Source organism: Streptomyces sp. NPDC058221 (assembly GCF_042882365.1).
GTDB lineage: Bacteria > Actinomycetota > Actinomycetes > Streptomycetales > Streptomycetaceae > Streptomyces.
Map to the genome: position 1 here is coordinate 7655 of NZ_JBHVWF010000044.1, position 22548 is coordinate 30202.

At 72.7% G+C, this 22548-nt stretch carries 2 protein-coding genes; both read left to right on the forward strand.

Annotated features, from left to right (window positions below):
* The first annotated feature begins 344 nt into the window (after positions 1 to 344).
* Entirely contained in the window at positions 345 to 14927 is a 14583-nt protein-coding gene (locus ACFVW8_RS16570) for an amino acid adenylation domain-containing protein (RefSeq protein ID WP_389690449.1), read from the forward strand.
* The gene (locus ACFVW8_RS16575; RefSeq protein WP_389690451.1) at positions 14924 to 22501 is read left to right on the forward strand and encodes an amino acid adenylation domain-containing protein; all 7578 of its coding nucleotides are present in this window, start codon (positions 14924 to 14926) and stop codon (positions 22499 to 22501) included. Before ACFVW8_RS16570 ends, ACFVW8_RS16575 begins: the two co-directional genes overlap by 4 nt.
* Positions 22502 to 22548 lie beyond the last annotated feature (47 nt).

Consider the following 22548-nt stretch of genomic DNA (forward strand, 5'->3'; position numbering starts at 1 on the left):
GTCACCCCTGCCTGATCGATTCTGCTCTCAATTGGGCGGAATCGATCAGGTGGAGGTGTCGAACAGTCATGCCTCGCCAATAAGTCTCATGTTGCCTTGATTTGGCATTCATGAACCTCGACGGACTGTCTCACGATCGTCCTCGTATAAGCGAAGGCAGCGGAGTTCTCGCCGGTTATCTGAACCGGCGAACGCCCCGCCGATGCCTGATGTCCCGGGTGCGGCGACGTTCCTTATCACTTTCAGCAGCCCGCGGTCGGATATGAATGCCGCACCGGCGCGGCCGGTTTCGTCGTGCCTTCTTCGTCCCTCCCGTGAAACTCTCCCCAAAGGTGTGATTCGGCATGCGCGAAAACAGCTCCGTCTCCTCGGTTCCGGTAGCCGAAGAGCTCTTCGAAATGACTGCGGCTCAACAGGGTGTCTGGTACGGGCAACTCGTCGATCCGAAGAGTCCCAAATACAACATCGGGGAGTGCTTCGAGATTCGGGGAGACCTGGACGAGGCGCTGTTCGCCGCGGCGCTCGACCGGGCTGTCGCACTGTGCGACAGCCTCAACATCGAGTTCGTCACCAGGGACGACGCCGTGCGTCAGCGTGTCATCCGCCGCCTCCCGGCGGAGACCGGCCGGCTCCGCTTCGTCGATCTGTCGCAGGACGCCGATCCCGCCGGCGCGGCCGAGCGCTACCTCCGCTCCGACATGGCCGCCGTCGACAGGCTCGACGCCCCGCACCACCACTTCGCCCTGCTCCGGCTAGGGGGCCGGTTGCACTACTGGTACGTGCGCTTCCACCACATAGCCGTGGACGGCCTCGGCGGCGCCGTCTTCGCCCGTGCCGTGGCCGACCTGTACGGGCGCGCCGTGCAGGGCGAGGACCTCGCCGGGGTCGAGCTGCCCGTCGCGCCGCTGCGCGAACTCGTGGCCGACGAGGCGGCCTACCGGCGCTCGGACCGCTACGAGGCCGACCGCGCCTACTGGACCGGCCGGTTCGCGGACCTGGCGGGCGGCCGCGGTGATACACCCGGTGCCGACGAGGGGGCCGAGGCACACGGCGGCAGAGCACTCATCCGCCGGCGCACCGATGCCCCCGCAGCGGCCGGCCACGACGGGCCGGACATCCGGCTGCACACCGGCGAGTCACTGCCCGAAGCCGTACTCGACAGCCTGCGCCGGCTGGCCTCGGCCAACCGCACCAGCTGGAGCGCCGTCGTCGTGACCGCGGTCGCCGCCTACGTCGCCCGCGCCACCGGAACGCACGACGTCACCATCGGCCTCGCCTCCAACGGCCGGCACGGCGGATTCCGGCACATCGTCGGCATGACCGCCAACATCCTGCCGCTGCGCCTGACCGTTACCGCCGACATGACGGTGGGTGCTCTCGTCCGTGCCGTCGCCGCCGAGATGCGCGGCGCCCTGCGACACCGCCGGTTCTCCCGCGAGGAGCTCGCGCGCGAACTGAACAGGGCCGACGGCGCGGCCCGCCTCACCGGTGTCGTCGTCAACATCATGGGCTACGACTACGACCTGGACTTCGCCGGCAGCCCCGGCGCCTCCCGCGTGCTGTCCATCGGACCGGTTGACGACGTGTCCCTCTTCGTCTCCGAACGAGCCGCGGGAAAAGGCCCGTTGATCGGCTTCGACGCCAACCCGGAGCTCTACCGCCCAGAGGACGTGCGGCTGCACCAGGAGGCAGTCGTCTCCTTCCTGTCCGCCCTCGCCGACGCGGACGCCGGCCTCCCGCTGGGTGAGCTGCCCTTCCTCGGCGAGGACACCGCCGCTGCCCTGCACGCTCAGGGCAGCGGCACCGCCCTGCCGTCGGAAGCCGTGGCAACAAGCCTGCCGGAGGCGTTCGGCGCACAGGCGCGCCGGACACCGGACGCCCCGGCTGTGGTCGACGGCGCCGTCACACTCACCTACCAGGAGCTGGAGCGGGCGGCCACGGACCTCGCGGGTGCCCTGACCGGCCGGGGCGTCGCCGCCGAGGACGGCGTCGGCATCCTCGTGGGCCGCTCGGCAGCCGTGCTGCCCGCCACGCTCGGCGCCGTCGGTGCGGGCGCGGCGTACGTACCGATGGACGCCGCCTGGCCGCCCGAACGGCTCGACCGAGTCGTCGAAGCGGCCCGCGTCCGCGCCCTGGTGGTCGACGAGGCAACCGCCGGTCTGCCCTGGCTCCAGGAATCGGCGGCCGGTCTGCCACTGATCGTCCTCGACACCCGCGGCAGTGTTTTACGCGGCGCTCCGCCCAGGCCGGGACCGCTGCCGCGCCTCACCCGCGGCGACCGGCTCGCCTACGTGATGTTCACCTCCGGCTCCACCGGCCTGCCCAAGGGCGTCGGTGTCACCCACGCCGACGTCCTCGCCCTGGCCGCCGACACCACCTGGACGGACGGGGTGTCCGACGCGGTGCTGATGCACTCGGCATACGTGTTCGACGCCTCCACCTTCGAGATCTGGGCGCCGCTGCTGAACGGCGGGCGGGTGGTCGTCGCGCCCGGCGGCGTGCTCGAGGCACCGGTCCTCCACGCGATGGTGGAGCGGCTCGGCGTCACCGGCCTCTTCCTGACGACGGCCCTGTTCAACGTGATGGCCGAGGCGGATCCGGCCGTGTTCACCGGTCTGCGCATGGTCGCCACAGGCGGCGAGGCCGCTACCCCGGACCTGATGCAGCGGGTGGCCGCCGCGACGCCCGGCACGCTCGTCCTCCATGTCTACGGGCCCACCGAGACCACGACCTTCGCCGCCCGTCACCCGGTCACCCCCGGCGCCGCGGGCGTGCCGCCCATCGGCCGGGCCCTCGACGGGATGGGGCTGTACGTGCTCGACGACGCCCTGCGCATGGTGCCGCCCGGCGTCGTGGGGGAGCTGTACGTGAGCGGCCACGGCGTCGCCCGCGGCTACCAGGGCAGCGCCGCACTGACCGCCACCCGGTTCACCGCCGATCCGTACGGCGCGTCCGGCCGGCGGATGTACCGCACGGGTGACCTCGTGCGCTGGACCGCGCAGGGTGACATCGAGTACGTCGGGCGGGCGGACAGCCAGATCAAACTCCGCGGACTGCGCATCGAACCGGCCGAGACCGAGAACCTTCTGCTGACCGACCCGGAGGTACGTGGCGCCTGCGTCGTGGTCCGTGAGGACGTACCCGGCGACCGTCGGCTCGTCGCCTACCTCGTACCCGCCCCCGGAGCCCGGCCGGACGTGGCCGCCCTGACACGCCGGGTCGAACGCGCGCTGCCCGCGTACATGGTGCCCTCCGCGTTCGTCACCCTCGACGCGCTGCCGCTGAACCCCAACGGCAAAGTCGACCGCCGCGCGCTTCCGGCGCCCCGGGCCGTCACCACCGAGGGCCGCGCCCCGCGCACCGCCTACGAGGCGGTCCTGGCCGGTCTGTTCGCCGATGTCCTCGGCGTGAGCGCGGTCGGCATCGACGACAACTTCTTCTCCCTGGGCGGCCACTCGCTGCTCGCCACCCGGCTCACCGGCCGGGTGCGAACGGCGCTGGGCGCCGAACTCGGCCTCTCCACCCTCTTCGACCATCCCACGGTCGCCTCCCTGGCCGCGGTCCTGGACGACACCGATGCGGCCCGTCCCGCCCTCTCCCCGCAGCCGCGACCCGAAGTGGTACCGCTGTCCTTCGCGCAGCAGCGCCTCTGGTATCTCAACCGGCTGGAGGGCCCCGGCAACGCCTACAACGTTCCGCTCGTCCTCGAACTCGACGGCTCTCTGGACGCGGTGGCCCTGCGCGACGCCCTCACCGACGTGATTGCCCGGCACGAGAGCCTGCGCACGGTCTTCGCCGAGCACGACGGCATGGCCCGCCAAGAAGTCCTCGAAGCGGACGCCGCCGCATCGCTCGTCCCTCTGGTGGTCGAGCAGGCGCCGGCCGAGGCAACGGCGGACACCTGGGCCGAGGAGACGGTACGTCGCCTGACCACGGCGCCCTTCGATCTCGCGGGTGACATCGCGGTCCGCGCTCATCTGCTCGTCCTCGGCCCCGGCCGCCACATCCTGGTCCTCGTCCTGCACCATGTCGTCGCGGACGGCTGGTCCCTCGCCCCGCTCGGCCGCGATCTCGGTGCCGCCTACCGTGCCAGGAGTGAGGGCACGGATGCCCCCGACTGGCCCCCGCTGCGGGTGCAGTACGCCGACTACACCCTCTGGCAGCGGCGGCTGCTCGGTGACGACAGCGACCCTGACGGCCTGGGCGCTCGGCAGCTCGCTTTCTGGAAAGAGGCGCTTCGCGACACCCCCGACCTGCTGGACCTGCCCCTCGACCGGCCCCGCCCGGCCGTACCCAGCCACCGGGGCGACTCCGTCCCCTTCGAGCTGCCCGCTCATACGCACACCGACCTCGTCCGGCTCGCCCGTGCAGCCGGCTGCACCCCCTTCATGGTGCTTCAGGCGGCCCTCGCCGTGACGCTCCAGGCCCATGGCGCCGGATCCGACATCCCATTGGGCACCGCGGTGGCCGGACGGACCGACGAGGCCCTCGACGATCTGGTCGGGTTCTTCGTCAACACCGTCGTCCTGCGAGCCGACCTGTCCGGTGACCCGACGTTCCGGGAACTGCTCGACAGGGTCAAGGAGTTCGACATTGCCGCCCTGAGTCACGGCGACATCCCGTTCGAACGCATCGTGGAGGCTCTCAACCCGGAGCGGTCCGGCGACCACCACCCGCTCTTCCAGACCATGCTGGTTCTTCAGAACCAGGAGCCGGCGGGGCTCGATCTGCCGGGCGTCCGGGTCAACGACCGGTCCCGGCACCGCGGCGGCAGCAAGTTCGACCTGACGTTCTCGCTGACCGAAACGATGGAAGTCACCGAAGTCACCGAGATCTCCGGAGCGAGCCGGACCGCGGGACTCGCAAGAGACACCGGACTCGCCGGGGGCCCCAGACCCACCGGACCCACCGGAGCGGCCGGGCCCAGCAGCCGGACCGATCCGGCGCGGACCACGGCCGACACCCCGATCGGCGCCGGAGGCATCCGCGGGTACCTGGAATACGCGACCGACCTCTTCGACGCCGGCACCGCCCACACCCTGTGCACCCGGTTCGCCCGCATCCTCGCCCTGGCGGTGTCCGACCCCGGCCGGCCCATCAGCGACCTGGACCCGGTCGCGCCCGGCGAGCGCGACCGGTTGCTGGCCCAGGGACGCGGCGCGGAACGGCCTCTGCCCTCCCGCACAGTCCCGGAAGCGGTCCGGGACCGGGCCGCGACCACCCCCCACGCCATCGCCGTGCGTGACGCGCACACAAGCCTCACCTACGCCGAACTCGACGCCCGGGCCGACGCCCTCGCCCACGTCCTCGGGGAACGCGGCGCGGGCCGTGAGGACAGGGTGGCCATCGCGGCGCCCGCGTCCGTGCACACCGTCGTCGCCATGCTGGCCGTCCTGCGTGCCGGTGCCGCCTACCTGCCGATCGATCCGCAGTACCCGGCCGCACGCATCCGCCACATGCTGGACGACGCCCGCCCCGTCCTGTTGCTCACCACCTCGGACGTCCACGCGGAACTGCCCGACGGCGGCGTACCGTGGCTCGCCCTCGACGACCCGGCAGCCGCCCTGTCCGCGGGTCACCCCGGGAGCGGCCCGGACACGCCCCGCCCGGCGGACCCCGCGTATGTCATCTACACCTCCGGATCCACCGGCCGGCCCAAGGGCGTGGTCGTGTCTCACGCCGCCCTGGCCAACCACATGGACTGGATGGCGCGGCACCTGGCGATCACCCCGGAGGACCGGGTGCTCGCCCGTACCTCCTCCAGTTTCGACGCCTCCGTGTGGGAGCTCTGGCTTCCGCTGATGAACGGCGCCGAAGTCTGTGTGCTGCCGGACGGGGCCAATACGGAACCCCGCACCCTGGTCTCCTGGATGAGCCGATTCGACGTCACCGTCGCCCAGTTCGTCCCGTCCCACCTGGCCCTCGTCCTCACCGAGGCGGCACACGCGGCGCCGCTGCCCGCCCTGCGCGCCGTGCTGTGCGGCGGCGAACCGCTGCCGCGCGCCCTCGCCGATGACGTCGCCGAGCTGTGGCAGGCTGAGGTGCACAACCTCTACGGGCCGACCGAGGCAACCATCGACGTGACCGCCCACCGCATCGACGTCCCGGCGAACGGCGCACACGCGGGATCGGACACACCGTACGAGACCGTGCCGATCGGCCGCCCTGTCGACACCATGCGTACCTACGTTCTCGACGGCCGGCTGCGGCCCGTCCCGACCGGTGTCACGGGTGAGCTGTACCTGGCGGGTCCCAACCTCGCCCGTGGCTACCTGCACCGCCCGGGTCTGACCGCCGACCGGTTCGTCGCCGACCCGTTCGACGACGCGGGCGGGCGCATGTACCGCACGGGCGACCTCGTCCGGTGGAGCCGCCAGGGACTGCTCGACTACGTGGCCCGCGCCGACGACCAGGTCAAACTACGGGGATTCCGCGTCGAACCGGGTGAGGTCGAGGCCGCGCTGCTGGCACGCCCCGGTGTCACGGCAGCCTGCGCCGTGATCCGTGACGACAGCTCCGGCGGGCGCCGCCTCGTCGCCTACGCCGTCACCGGCGACCCGGCCCTGCGCCCCGTCATCCTGCGCGACGCCCTCGCCGAGAGCCTGCCGCACTACATGGTGCCCGGTGCCGTCGTCGTCCTGGACGAACTTCCGCTCCTCCCCAACGGAAAGGTGGACCGACGCGCCCTGCCGGAACCCGCGCACGCTCCCGACGCCACCACCGACGGAGCGGGCCGGCGCACCCTCCGGGAGGATCTGCTCGCCGGGATCTTCGCCGACGTTCTGCGACGGCCCCGAGTCGCCCCGCAGGAAAGCTTCTTCGACCTCGGCGGACACTCGCTCCTCGCCATGCGCGTCGTCAGCCGGGTCCGCGCCGTTCTGGGCGCCGAGATCGCCGTACGCACCCTCTTCGAACACCCGACCGTCGCGGGCCTGGCCCGCGTCCTGGACACGCGGGGCCGGACCCATCCGCCGGTGGTGCCCGTGGCACAGCGGCCCGACCCGCTGCCGCTGTCGTCCGCGCAGCAGCGGCTGTGGTTCCTCAACCGGCTCGAAGGCCCCGGCTCCGCCTACAACATCCCGCTCGTCCTCGAACTCCACGGCGCCCTGGACACGGACGCCCTGCGCAGTGCCCTGCGCGACGTGGTGGAGCGGCACGAGAGCCTGCGCACACTGTTCCCCGAACGGGACGGCGTACCGCATCAGCTGGTCCTTCCCGTCGACGCCGCGACACCCCGGGTGCCGGTCGTGAGTACCGCACCGGCGGATCTGGAGGCGGCCGTCCTCGCCGCCGTCCGCGAGCCGTTCGACGTCATCACGGACCCGCCCCTGCGCGCCCTGCTCCTGCGCCCCGCCCCCGGCCATCACGTCCTGGTGCTCGTCCTGCACCACATCGCGGGCGACGGCTGGTCCCTCGCCCCGCTCGCCCGTCACCTCGGCGAGGCCTACGGAGCCCGCCTCACGGGCGGGGAGCCCGGACCAGCGGCCTGCACTCCGCTGCAGTACGCCGACTACACCCTCTGGCAGCACGCTGCCCTGGGCGACGGGACCACACCCGGCAGCGTCCTGCGGCAGCAGCTCGACCACTGGCACACCGCCCTCGCGGGCCTGCCCGGGCTCATCGACCTCCCGCTGGACCGGCCGCGCCCGGTCACCAACGACCCGAGGGGAGCCGTCCACACCTTCGAGGTTCCGCCCGCACTGAACGCCCGGCTCCAGCGGCTGGCCCGGGAGTCGGGCAGCAGCCTGTTCATGGTGCTCCAGGCCGCGGTGGCCACCCTGCTGCACCGGCACGGCGCGGGCGACGACATCCCGCTCGGTTCGCCCGTCGCCGGCCGGACGGACGAGGCACTGGAGGATCTGGTCGGGTTCTTCGTCAACACCCTGGTCCTGCGCACCGACCTGTCCGGCAATCCGACCTTCCGCGAACTGCTCATGCGTGTACGGGAGTTCGACCTGGCCGCCTACGCGAACCAGGACGTGCCCTTCGAGCGTCTCGTCGAGAGCGTCAACCCGGTCAGGGCGCGCAACCACCATCCGCTGTTCCAGACCATGCTGGTCCTGCAGAACCAGGAGACCGCCCGCCCCGAACTGCCGGGCCTCACCGTCGAGAGCCGGCTCGTCCACAACGGCCTGAGCAAATTCGACCTCACCTTCGCCTTCGGCGAGGAACGGGGCGAGGGCGGCCTCACCGCCGGCATCGAGTACGCCACCGCGCTGTTCGACCGGTCCACCGTCGAATCCCTCGCGGACCGCCTGGTCCGCCTCCTGGAGCAGGTGGCCGACGACCCGGCCCTGCCGCTGACGGGCTACGACCTGATGACGCCGGGCGAGCACACCCGTGTGACCCGCTGGGGCTCCGGCGGCGCGCTGCCCGCACACACCGAGAACGCCACCCTGCCCGCGCTTTTCGCGGCCCAGGCACACCGCACACCGGACGCCGAGGCCGTCACCGACGAGGACACCGGCCTCACCTACGCCGAACTCGACCGGATCTCCGCCGACCTCGCCCGTGCGCTGGCGGGACTGGGCGTCGCCCCGGAGACCGGGATCGGCGTACTGCTCTCCCGGTCGCCGGCGGTCGTCGCGGTGTCCCTCGGCGCGGTCCGTGCGGCCGGTGCTTACGTCCCGCTGGACGCGCGCTGGCCCAGGGAGCGGCTGGACCAGGCGGCCGGGGTGGCCGGGGTGCGGGTGCTTGTCGTCGACGAGGAGGCGTTCTCCTCCACCTGGGTGACCTCGATGGCCCGCCGCGTACCGGTCGTGGTCGTGGACCGGTACGGCCGGATCGTCCGCGGCGCGCCCGAACAGCCGGGCCGGCCCGCCGCCGTGGCCGGCTCCGCCGCCCTCGCCTATGTGATGTTCACCTCCGGCTCGACCGGTCTGCCCAAGGGGGTCGGAGTCACGCATGCCGACGTGGTGGCGCTGACGGCCGACTCCACCTGGCAGAGCGGCGCGGCCGACGCGGTCCTGATGCACTCCGCGTACGTCTTCGACGCCTCCACGTTCGAGATCTGGGCCCCGCTCCTGCACGGCGGCAGGATCGTCGTCGCACCGGGCAGCGTCCTGGAGGCCCGCGTCCTCGGGGATGCGGTCCAGGAGCACGGAGTGACCGCGGTCTTCCTGACGACGGCCCTGTTCAACGTGATCGCCGAGACCGATCCGGGCGCCTTCACCGGCCTCGGACTCGTCTGCGCCGGGGGAGAACTGGCCTCACCCGACGCGATGCAGCGCGTCGCCGCCGTCGCGCCCGGAGCGCGCGTCCTCCATGTGTACGGCCCCACCGAGACCACCACCTTCGCCACCCGCTACGACGTGGCCGCCGGACTGCCGTCCGGTCCGCCGCCCATCGGGCGCGCCCTGGACGGCATGCGGCTGTACGTCCTCGACGGCTCACTCGGACCGGTCCCGCCGGGCGTCACGGGCGAGCTGTACCTCGCCGGACGCGGCGTGGCACGCGGTTACGCGGGCCTTCCCGGGCTCACCGCCACCCGCTTCGTGGCCGACCCGTTCGACGCGGCCGGCGGCCGTATGTACCGCACCGGCGACCTCGTCCGGTGGACCCACGAGGGGCAGATCGCCTACGTCAGCCGCGCCGACAGCCAGGTGAAACTGCGCGGCTACCGCATCGAACCCGGCGAGATCGAGGGTGTGCTGGCCTGCTGCGAGGGCGTCGCCGACTCCTTCGCCGTCGTCCGCGAGGACACCCCCGGCGACCGGCGGCTCGTCGCGTACGTGGTCCCCGCCCACGGGGAACGCCCCGAACCCACCGACCTGGCGCGGGCCGTCGGCCGGTCTCTGCCCGCCTATATGGTCCCCTCCGCATTCGTCCTGATCGACGCGCTGCCGCTGACTCTCAACGGCAAGGTGGACCGGAGCGCCCTGCCGGAGCCCGCACACCACGCACCGGTCCGCGGCCGCGCCGCCCGCACCGCGCGCGAGGAGATCCTCTGCGGACTCTTCGCCGATGTGCTCGGCCTCGACGCCACGGGTGCCGACGACGACTTCTTCGCCCTGGGCGGCCACTCCCTGCTCGCCACCAGGCTCGCCGCGCGCATCCGTACCGCGCTCACCGTCGAGGTCCAGGTCAAGTCCGTCTTCGAGCACCCCACGCCTGCCGCACTCGCGGCCACTCTGGACGGCGCCGAGCAGGCCAGAAGTCCCCTGGAGCGTGCTCCGCGCCGCCCCGATCCGCTGCCGCTGTCCTTCGCCCAGCAGCGCCTGTGGTTCCTCAACCGGCTTGAGGGGCCCAGCGCAACCTACAACGTGCCGCTGGTTCTCCGGCTGGACGGCCCGCTCGACACGGACGCCCTGCAGAGTGCCCTCGCGGACGTCGTCGAACGCCACGAGAGCCTGCGCACCGTCTTTCCCGAGACGGACGGCGTGGCCCGTCAGCTCGTCCTCGACGCCACGGACGCCGACCTCGACCTGGACCCCCGCGACACCGACCCCGCCCGTCTCGACGCGACCCTGACCGCCGAAGTGGCACACGCCTTCGACGTCAGCTCCGAACTGCCCGTACGGGCCCGGCTGCTGCGGCTCGGCGCCGAGTCGCACGTCCTGGTGCTGACCGTCCACCACATCGCGGGCGACGGCTGGTCCCTCGCCCCGCTCGCCCGCGACCTCTCGGACGCCTACCGGGCACGTGCCGAGGGTACGGAACCACCCTGGACGGAACTCGGCGTCCAATACGCCGACTACACCCTGTGGCAGCGAGCGCTGCTCGGCTCCGAAGACGATCCGAACAGCCAGGCCGCCCGCCAGCTGGACTTCTGGCGCACCGCACTCGCCGGCGCCCCCGACCTGCTCGACCTGCCGTGCGACCGGCCGCGCCCCGCCGTCACGGCGTACCGCGGCGACGCGTTCTCCTTCCCCGTCGACGCCGGGACCCACCGGGCACTGGCCGACCTCGCCCGCTCCCGCGGGTGCAGCCTGTTCATGGTGCTCCAGGCCGCGCTCTCGGTCCTCCTCTCCCGGCACGGCGCCGGTGAGGACATCGTGCTCGGAACCGCCGTCGCCGGACGCACCGACGAAGCACTCGACGATCTGGTGGGCTTCTTCGTCAACACCCTCGTCCTGCGCACCGACCTGGCCGGAGACCCCACCTTCGCCGAAGTGATCGACCGGGTAAGGGAATTCGACCTCGCCGCCTACGCCCACCAGGACGTGCCGTTCGAGCGGCTGGTCGATGCCATCGGCCCGGTCCGGGCCCAGAACCACCACCCGCTGTTCCAGACCATGCTCGTCCTCCAGAACCAGGCGGACACCACCGTCGACCTCACGGGGCTCACGGTCACCGGACAGCCCGTGCACACCGGTATCAGCAAATTCGACCTGACCTTCACCTTCACCGAGACCCGCGACGGCGCGGGCCGGCCCGCCGGCATCGACGGCACCCTGGAGTTCTCCACGGAACTCTTCGCCCATGCCACCGCCCACACCCTGGCCGGGCGCCTGACCCGTCTGCTCGCGTCGCTCGCCGCCGACCCCGGCCGGCGTGTCCACGCCGTCGACGTGCTGGACCCGGCCGAGCGGCAGAGCCTGGAGCGGGCCGCGCAGGGGCCGGTGCGGGCCGTGGCGGCGCGCACGGCGCCCGAGGCGTTTCGCAGACAGTCCGCCGCGACCCCGTCTGCCATCGCCGTACGGACCGGCGCCCACCGCCTCGCCTTCGGTGAACTGGACGCACTGTCCGACGACTTGGCTCACCATCTGCACGACCGAGGCATCGGCCGCGGCGACCTCGTCGCCCTCGCCCTGGAAGGCACCGCCGACCAGGTCGTCGCGATGCTGGCGGTGGCCAAGGCCGGGGCCGCCTGTCTCGCGGTCGACCTGGAGTACCCCGAGGCACGCATCACCTACATGCTGGACGACGCCCGCCCCGCGCTGCTCCTCACCCACGGCACGGCCCGCGCCGCCCGGTACGCCGCGTCCGTACCCTGCCTCGCGCTCGACGACAGGGGAGCGTGGTCCACGGGGCGCGGCGCACCGCCCGGCACCGCACCGGACCCCCTCGACGCGGCGTACGTCATCTACACCTCGGGCTCCACCGGCCGCCCCAAAGGCGTTGTCGTCACCCATGCGTCCCTGACCAACCACATGGCCTGGATGGCCGGCCACCTCGGCCTCACCGCCGGAGACCGGGTCCTCGCGCGGACCTCGCCGAGCTTCGACGCCTCGGTCTGGGAGACCTGGCTGCCGCTGCTGCACGGCGGTTCCACCTGCCCCGTGCCGCCCGCCCTCAACCACGACCCCTCCGGCCTGCTCGCCCGCATGCGCGACACAGGGGCGACCCTCGCGCAGTTCGTGCCCTCGCACCTCTCTCTCGTCCTCACCGAGACCGGTCCCGACGAGGCTCCCGCGACCCTGCGGACCGTCCTGTGCGGAGGCGAGCCCCTGCCCAGGTCACTCGCCGAGCGCGTGGGACGGGCCTGGCAGGTGGACGTGCACAACCTGTACGGGCCCACCGAGACCACCATCGACGCCGCCGCCCACCACCACAGGCGCGGGGAGAAGGACAACGCGGCGGGGGAGGGCGGTGTGCCGCTCGGTCACCCCGTCGACAACACCCGCGCCTACGTCCTGGACACGGCGCTCCGGCCGGTCCCGCCGGGCGTCACCGGCGAGCTCCACATCGCGGGCGAGGGCCTCGCCCGCGGCTACCTGGGACGTCCCGGCCTGACCGCCACCCGGTTCGTCGCCGATCCGTACGGCCCCGCCGGCAGTCGCATGTACCGCACGGGCGACCTCGTGAAGCGGGACGCCGATGGGCTGCTCACCTACGTCTCGCGCGCCGACGACCAGGTCAAGCTGCACGGGTTCCGGATCGAACTCGGCGAGATCGAGACCGCTCTCACCGCGCTCGACGGCATCGCCGCCGCCTGCGCCGTCGTCCGCGAGGACCGGCCGGGCGAGCGGCGGCTGGTCGCCTACACCGTCGCTGACGGACACAGCGGTGCCGCCCACCCCGCCGACAGCGAACTGCGCAGCCTGCTGGCGGTGGCCCTGCCGCCGTACATGGTGCCCGCCGTCTTCGTCACCCTGGACGCGCTGCCGCTGCTGCCGAACGGCAAGAGCGACCGCAAGGGCCTGCCCGCCCCGGTACGTCCCGCCGTCACCCGGCAGGGCGGCCGGCCGCGCACCGCGCAGGAGCGCGTCCTGTGCGACGTGTTCGGCTCCGTCCTGCACGCCCCCGCCGTCCGCACGGACGACGACTTCTTCGCGCTCGGCGGCGACAGCATCCTCTCGATCCAGCTCGTCAGCCGGGTTCGGGAGGCCGGCCTCGGAGTCACACCCCGTGATGTCTTCGTCCACCGCACACCCGAGGCCATCGCGGCCGTCGCCACCGCGCTCGACGAGACCGCCGCCGCACCGGCCGACCAGGGCACCGGCGAGATGCCGCCGACCCCCATCGCCGCCTGGCTGCTGGAACGGCCAGGCACCACGGACGGCTACAACCAGTCCGGAATGCTCAGCACTCCCGCGGGCGCCGGGCAGGACGCACTCGTCGCGGTCCTCCAACTCCTCATCGACCAGCACGACATGCTCCGTCTGCGGGTCACCGGCGCGGCCGGAGGCCGGCCCGTTCTCGAAGCCCTGCCCCCCGGCTCCGTCCCCGCCCGCAGCCGTTTCACCCGCATCGACATCGCGGGTCTCGACGCGGACGCCGCCCGTGCCGCGGCCACCGAGGCGGGCGAACAGGCGCGGAGCCGGCTGCGGCCCGCGGACGGGGACGTGGTCGAAGCCGTCTGGTGCGACGCCGGACCACACGTGCGCGGGCGTCTGCTGCTCGTCGTCCACCACCTGGCCGTCGACGCGGTCTCCTGGCGCATCCTCGCCGCCGACCTGGCCCACGCCTGGCAGGCCGTCACCGAAGCCGGCGCCGCCGGGGACGGCCCCGTCACGGCCGCGGTGCTGCCCGCCGCCACCACGTCCTACCGAGGCTGGGCACACCTTCTCGCAGCCCAGGCGCGCAGCGCCGAGCGGGAAGCCGAACTGCCCCTGTGGCAGGACATCCTGAGCACTCCGGACCCGCAGCTGGGATACCGGCCGCTCGACCCCCGCCTGGACACCGCCGACGGGACGCGCACCCTGGTCACCCACCTGCCCGCCACCTGGACGCGGTCACTGCTCACCACCGCCCCCGGCGCGTTCCACGCCGGCGTGGACGACATCCTGCTCACGGCCCTCGCGCTCGCCGTCCGCACCTGGCGGACGGAACGCGCCGCGGGCCCCGCCGGATCCCGGCCGGCCGGCACCGGCGTCCTTCTCGATCTGGAGAGCCACGGCCGCGAACAGATTGCCGACCACATCGACCTGTCCCGGACGGTCGGCTGGTTCACCAGCCTCTATCCCGTCCGGCTCGACCCAGGACCCTTCGATGCCCGCGGCCCCGCCGGCTTCGACGCCGCACTGGTCGAACAAGCGGTCAAACGCGTCAAGGAACAGCTGCGGACCGTGCCCGACCACGGCGTCGGCCACGGAATGCTGCGCCGTCTCAACCCGGCGACCCGCACCCGGCTCGCCACCGCGACCGAGCCCCAGATCGGCTTCAACTACCTCGGCCGGTACGCCGCTGCGCACGATCCGGCGGACGGCGCTGCGGGCGCCGACTGGGAGGTACTGCTCGACGGCGGCGGACCGCGCAGTCAGGACCCGGACATGCCCGTCCACCACGTCCTCGACATCAACGCGCACACCGAGGACCTGCCGGACGGCCCCCGGCTGGTGACGCGCTGGACCTGGCCCACCGACCTTCTCAAGGAGGAGGACGTGGGGGCCCTGTCCGATGCGTTCATGCGCGCTCTGCGCGCCGTCGCCGACCACGCCGAACGACCCGACGCGGGCGGCTACACGCCCTCCGACCTTCCCCTGGTCTCGCTCAGCCAGGCCCAGATCGACCGACTGCAGAACAAGTGGGGTGGACGCAAGTGACCGGTTTCCAGTTGGAGGACGTACTTCCGCTGACGCCGTTGCAGGCAGGCATGCACTTCCATGCCCTGTACGACTCACAGGCCGTGGACGTCTACACCGCGCAGTTCGTCTTCGACCTCGAAGGCCCCGTCGGTGTGCCCGCACTGCACGCCGCCATCGGCACCCTGCTGCGACGGCACGCCAATCTGCGGGCCGGCTTCCTCCACGAGGATCTGGACGAGCCCGTACAGGCGGTGGCAGCCGAGGTCCCGGTGCCACTGGAGGAACTGGACCTGACAGGCGGGGACGGCAACGGTACGACTCAGGAACGGCTCACCGCGTTCCTCGCCGCGGACCGCACCCGCCGCTTCGACCTGACCACCCCTCCGCTGATGCGGTTCACCCTGGTACGCACCGCGCCGCAGCACCACCGCCTGGTCATGACGAGCCATCACCTTCTCTTCGACGGCTGGTCGATGCCCCTCCTCGTACGGGAACTCTTCGAGCTGTACGCCACCGGCGGCGACGACGGTTCCCTGACGCGCGTCATCCCCTACCGGAACTATCTCGGCTGGCTCGCGCGACAGGACCGCACAGCCGCACTGGATGCCTGGGCCGCCGCCCTGGCCGGGATCGAGGCGCCGACCCTGCTCGCAGGGCCCGGCCGCATGGGTGGACCGGCCTCCACCGAACTGCCCCGGACGCTGGTCCTCGATCTGGACGCGGCGACGACACTGCGGCTGCGCGAGACGGCGCGAGCCCATCGCCTCACCCTCAACACCCTGGTCCAGGGCGCCTGGGGCCTGCTGCTCGGGCACCTCACCGGACGCCCCGATGTCGTGTTCGGCGCCACCGTGTCCGGCCGCCCGCCGGAGATCCCCGGCATAGAGTCGATGGTCGGCCTGTTCATCAACACCGTGCCCGTACGGCTCCGCCCGGAGCCCGGTGAGACCCTGGCCGGGCTCCTGACGCGGCTCCAGGAGGAACAGAGCCGTCTCCTCGGCAGCCAGCACGTGGGCTTGAGTGACATCCGGGCCGTCACCGGCCTCGACGAACTCTTCGACACCCTGACCGTGTTCGAGAACTACCCGATGGACGACGAGGCCCTGCGCACCGCGCAGCAGGGGCTGCCAGGTCTCGCCGTCACCGGGTTCAGCGGCACGGACGCGGCCCACTACCCACTCACCCTCACCATCGCTCCCGGCGATTCCCTCAGGATCACCTTCGGCTATCGGGCCGCCGCCCTGAACCGTGACGACGTGGCCCGGACGGTCGCCCGCATGCGGCGTCTGCTGACGGTGATGGCGCACGGACTCGATGCCCGCGCCGACTCCGTGTCCGTTCTCCTGGACGGTGAGGCCGAAACCCTGCTGGCCCAGGGGAGTGGCGCCGAACTGCGCGGCGACGAGCTGGACATGAGCATCCCGCAGGCCGTCGCCGGCCACGCCGGCCGGCACCCGGACGCGGTCGCCGTGTGCGGCGCGGGCGAGCAGCTGACGTACCGACAGCTCGGCGGCCTCTCGGACGAGCTGGCCGCTGCCCTGGCGGGGCACGGGGCCGGTGCCGAGAACGGGGTCGGCATCCTCGTGGCCCGCTCGGCCGCAACGGTCACCGCCTCCCTCGCCGCCCTGCGTGCGGGCGCCGCCTATGTGCCTCTCGACCCCGGGTGGCCGGACGAACGGCTCGGCCGGGTCGCCGAGGTGTCCGCACTGCGTGTCCTGATCGTCGACGCGTCCACCCGAGCGCACCCCTGGGTACGCCAACTGGGCCCGGACGTACCCGTGCTGACCGTCGACGCCGCAGGCCGCATCCGGCAGGGAGCACCGGCCACCCCCGGCGCCCTCCCCGCAGTCATGGGCGGGTCCCGCCTCGCGTACGTGATGTTCACCTCCGGGTCCACCGGTCTGCCCAAGGGCGTCGGCGTCACCCACGCCGACGTGACCGCCCTGGCTGCGCACCGCGCCTGGGCCGGCGGCGCGGCCGAGGCCGTCCTGTTCCACTCGGCGTACGTCTTCGACGCCTCCACCTTCGAGATCTGGGCACCGCTCCTCAACGGCGGCCGCGTCGTCGTGGCGCCCGAAGGCACGCTCCAGCCCGCCGTGCTCCGGGACCTCGTCACCCGGTACGGCCTGACAGCGGCGTTCCTCACGACGGCCCTGTTCAACGTCCTCGCGGAATTGGACGCGGGCGCCCTCGGGCTGCTCCGTCTGGTCGCCAGCGGCGGCGAGGCCGCCGCGCCCGGCGTACTGCAACGCCTCGCATCCGCCCACCCGGGCACCGCGGTCCTCCACGTGTACGGACCCACCGAGACGACCACCTTCGCCACCGCCCACCGGGTCCACGCCGACGACGCACCGGGCGCCGCCGCCCCCATCGGCCGTTCCCTCGACGGCGTGCGCACCTACGTCCTGGACGCGGCGCTGCGGCCCGTGCCATCAGGCGCCGAGGGCGAGTTGTACGTGGCGGGCGCCGGTGTCGCGCGAGGCTACCTGGGGCGGCCCGGCCTCACCGCCACCCGGTTCGTCGCCGACCCGTTCACGGACACCGGGGAGCGCATGTACCGCACCGGCGACCTGGTGCGCCGCCGCGCCGACGGCGCCCTGCACTACGTGGCCCGCGCCGACCAGCAGATCAAACTGCGCGGCCACCGCATCGAACCCGCCGAGATCGAGACGGTGCTCCGCGCCGACCCGTCCGTGCGCGCCGCCTGCGTCCTGGTCCGCGAGGACCTGCCCGGCGACCGCACCCTCACCGCCTACGTCGTCCCCGCACCCGGACACACTCCGGACCCGGCACTGCTCGCGGCGCACGTCGGAGACCACCTGCCCGCCTACATGGTGCCGGCCGTCATCCAGCAGGTCGACGCGCTGCCGCTGACCTCGAACGGCAAGGTCGACCGGGCCGCCCTGCCCAAACCCGCAGGACCGCCCGCCAGACAGGGCCGGTCGCCGCGCAACGCCCTGCAGGAGATCCTCGCCGGACTGTTCGCCGACGTGCTCGGCGTGCCACGCGTCGGCATCGACGACAGCTTCTTCGCCCTGGGCGGTCAATCCCTGCTCGCCACCCGTCTCGTGGGCAGAGTCCGCACCGCGCTCGACACCGAGACCGAGATCCGCACCCTCTTCGAGAACCCCACCGTCGCGGAGCTCGCCACCGCCCTGGAAGAGGACGGCCGGCTGCCCCGCCCCGCCCTCGTCGCGCAGGAACGCCCCACCACGATCCCGCTGTCGTACGCCCAGCAGCGCCTGTGGTTCCTGCACCGGCTCGAAGGGCCATCGGCCACGTACAACATCCCCTTCGCCGTACGCATCGACGGGGCGCTCGACGCGGATGCCCTGCGCCGGGCCCTGCACGACGTCGTCGCCCGGCACGCAGCCCTGCGCACCGTCTATCCCGAGGGCGACAGCGGGCCGCGCCAGCACATCACCGACCCGGACGACGTCAGCCTCCCGTTCGCCCTGGAAGCCGTGGACGAGGACAAGCTCCACCACCGGGTCAGAGCCGCCGCGGCCGAACCGATCGACATCGAGAACCGGCCTCCGCTCCGGGTGACCCTGTTGCGACTCGCCGACGACGCACACGTCCTGGTGCTCGTGATCCATCACATCGCCGCCGACGGCTCGTCCCTCGCACCCCTGGCCCGCGACCTGGGCGTCGCCTACCGGGCCCGTGCCCGTGGCGAGGAACCCGCACTGACGCCGCTGCCCGTCGACTACGCCGATCACACCCTCTGGCAGCACCGGCTGCTCGGCGACGAGCGGGACCCCGAGAGTGTCGTCGCGCGCCAACTCGACTTCTGGAAGGGGGCACTGGCCGGCCTCCCGGAGATGGTCGAGCTCCCGTGGGACCGGTCGCGCCCGGCCGTGCTCCGGCACACCGGCGCCACTCACGACTTCGCCGTCGACCGCGCCACCGCCCGGCGGGTGGCGGAGCTCGCACGAACCAGCGGATGCAGCGTCTTCATGGTGCTCCAGGCCGCCCTGTCGACCGTGCTCTCCCGGCACGGTGCCGGCGACGACATCCCGCTCGGAACGGCCGTCGCCGGACGCACCGACGAGGCCGCATCGGACCTCGTCGGGCTCTTCGTGAACACCCTCGTGCTGCGCACGGACCTGACGGGTGACCCGACGTTCCTCGAACTTCTCGACCGGGTGAAGGAGTTCGACCTCTCTGCATACGCCCATCAGGACGTCCCCTTCGAGCGTCTGGTGGAACTGCTCAACCCCGCACGCTCGCAGAGTCACCATCCGCTCTTCCAGACCATGCTCGTCCTTCAGAACTACGCACCCTCCGCCGGAATCGACCTCGCGGACCTGACCGTCAGCGGCGTACCGGTCGACGCCGGGGCCAGCAAGTTCGACCTGTCGTTCACCTTCACCGAGACGTACGACGAGAGCGGCGCCCTCACCGGCATGCGGGCCACCGTCGACTACGCGACGGAACTCTTCGACGCGTCAACGGTCCATGAACTCGCCGACCGGCTCGTGCTGCTGCTCGGCGCAGTCACCACGGACCCGGATCGCCCGCTGCACACCTACGACGTGCTCACGGCCGCCGAGCACACCCGGCTCGCCGCCTGGGGAACCGGGCCCGTCGAGCAGCTGCCCGAGTCGACGGTTCCCGCACTCTTCGGCCAATGGGTCCGGCGCACCCCCGACGCTCCGGCCGTCCGTGACGCGGGAACCACCCTCACCTACGGCGAACTCGACGCCCGTGCCGACGCACTCGCCCGCCACCTGACCGCGCAGGGCATCGGCCCCGAGGACCGGGTGGCCGTCGCCCTGCCACGTACCCACCACCTCGTCGTGGCCCTGCTCGCCGTCCTCAGGGCCGGGGCGGCCTATGTGCCGATCGACCCCGAATACCCGGCCCAGCGGCTGTCCTACATGCTCGACGACGCCGCTCCGCGTCTGCTCCTCACCACCCCCGCCATCCACCACCGGCTTCCGGACACAGCCGTTCCGCATCTGTACGCCGACGGTCTCGGTGACAGCGTCCGGCCGCCCGCGCCCACCGGCACCGGTCCGCACCCGGCACACCCCGCGTACGTCATCTACACATCAGGCTCCACCGGCCGCCCCAAGGGCGTCGTGGTCACCCACCAGGGCGTCGGCGCCATGGCCAGGACCCAGAGCCACCGGCTGAGCGTCGGCCCGGGCAGCCGGGTGCTGCACATGGCGTCCGTCAGCTTCGACGCCGCGTTCTGGGAACTGTGCATGGGACTGCTCTCCGGCGCCTGCCTGGAGATCGACGAACGCGACGCGCTGTTGCCCGGCCCCCATCTCGCCGCACTGGTCCGCGACCGGGGAGTCACCCACCTCACCGTGCCGCCCGCCGCCCTCGCGGTGATGCCGGCCGGCTCGCTGCCCACCGGCACCACGATGGTCCTCGCCGGTGAGGCGTGCCCACCCGCGCTGGTGCACGCCTGGGCGGGGGAGCGGTTCCTGGTCAACGCGTACGGCCCGACGGAGACCACCGTCTGTGCCACCATGAGCGGCCGGCAGTACGCGGACGGACCCCTGTCACCCGAGCGGACGGTGTCCATCGGCGTGCCCGTCGACGGCACCCGGGTCCTTGTCCTGGACAACCGGCTGGCCCCCGTACCGCCGGGTGTGGCCGGTGAGTTGTACGTCTGCGGTGCCGGCGTCGCACGCGGCTACCACGGCCGTGCCGCCCTGACCGCGTCCCGCTTCGTGGCCGATCCGTCCGACCGCGCGGGCGGCCGCATGTACCGCACCGGCGATCTGGTGCGCTGGACACGGGCCGGCGAACTCGTCTACGTCTCCCGAGTCGACGACCAGGTCAAACTCCGCGGCTTCCGCATCGAACTCGGCGAGATCGAGACGGTGCTCTCCTCCCTGCCCACAGTGGCCGCGGCCTGCGCCGCCGTCCGTGAGGACCGGCCGGGCGACCGGCGGCTCGTCGCGTACACCGTGCCCGCGGACGGCACGCCGGGCCCGGACGAGGCCGAGGTGCGCGCACACCTTGCCGTGAGCCTGCCGGCCCATATGATCCCCTCGGCCCACGTGAGTCTCGACGCCCTCCCCGTCACCCCCAACGGCAAGACCGACCGACGCGCCCTGCCCGCGCCCCGTCATGCGGGACCGGCCGTAGGCCGTGCCCCGCGCACCGCGCGCGAACGCGCCCTGTGCGACGTGTTCGCGGAGACGCTGGGTGTGCCCGAAGTAGGCGTCACGGACGACTTCTTCGCCCTGGGCGGCCACTCGCTGCTCGCGGTGACCCTGGCCCGGCGGATCGGGGAACAGTGCGGCCGGCGTCCCTCCCTGCGGGCCCTGTTCGCGGCACCCACCGTAGAGGGCGTCGACCGCCTCCTGGGAAGTGCGGCGGGAGAGGAGAACCGGGCGGACACGGCCGCACCGGACCTCGACGCGGAAGTGAGGCTGGCCCCGGACATCTCGGCAACGGGCCGGGACGCCGCGGCTACCGGGTCCGCACCCGCGCGCAGGCTGCGCCCGTCCCCCCGGCCCCTCCTGACCGGCGCATCCGGCTTTCTCGGCGCCTTCCTTCTGCGCGACCTCATCGAGACCACCGACGGCCCCGTCGACTGCCTCGTACGGGCCGAGGACGAGCACCGCGCGGGGCACCGGCTGCGGACCAACCTGGAGCGGTACGGCCTGTGGCAACCCAGGTACGCGGACCTGGTCCACGCCGTCCCGGGCGACCTCGCCGCTCCCGGCCTCGGCCTGTCATCCGGGGAACGGACGGCGCTCGTCCGCCGGCTCGGCCCGGTCCTGCACAACGGGGCACGCGTCAACTTCGCCGCCGCGTACGGCGATCTGCGCGCCCCCAACGTGGCGGGCACCCAGGAGCTCCTGCGTCTGCTCGCCGACTCCGCCTCACCCGGCATGCACTACATCTCGACGACCGGCGTGTACGCTCCCGCGACCGGCCCCGGCCCCGGCCCCGGTCCCGTCACCGTCACCGAGTCGAGCCCGACGGGCCCGGCCTCCGATCTGCCCGATGGCTATGCGCAGAGCAAGTGGGTCGCGGAGGGGCTCGTCGGCCTGGCCCGCGAACGCGGCCTGCCGGTGACCATCCACCGGCCCGGCCGTATCAGCGGCGACACCGCCACCGGCGCCTGCCAGGACCGCGACCTGCTGTGGCAGCTCGTCAAGGGATGCCTCCAGGCGGGAGCGGTGCCGGACCTGCCGCACGGGTCGACCGACTGGGTCCCCGTCGACTACGTCAGCGCAGCGGTCGTGGCGCTCGCCCTGTCCGGCCGCACGGATGCGCAGACGTATCACCTCACCAACCCGGACGCGCCTGGCCTGGACCGTGTCTTCGAAGTGGCTGCCCGTCTCGGGCACGAACTGCGGACCGTTCCGGCCGCGCAGTGGCAGGCCCGTGTGACAGCGCAACCCGACAACGCGGCACAGCTGTTCCTCGGGGACGAGGAGCAGACCGGGCACGAGGCGACGGACCTGCGCCGCTTCGACTCCCGCCGGACGGCCGGGGCCGCAGCGGCGGTGGGCGTCCATCAGCCGGCCCTGACCGATGAGATCCTGATCCGCTATCTGAGGTACTTTCACGCAACAGGGTTCCTGCCCGCACCGGGGCCGACGGCCACGGCGTAGCGACGGTTGTGGCATGACGAACTCATCCCGTCGCGGGTCAGCCGGAG

Coding starts and splice junctions, on each gene's coding strand:
- ACFVW8_RS16570 (WP_389690449.1), top strand. CDS start 345: ATGCGCGAAAACAGCTCCGTCTCCTCGGTTCCGGTAGCCGAAGAGCTC.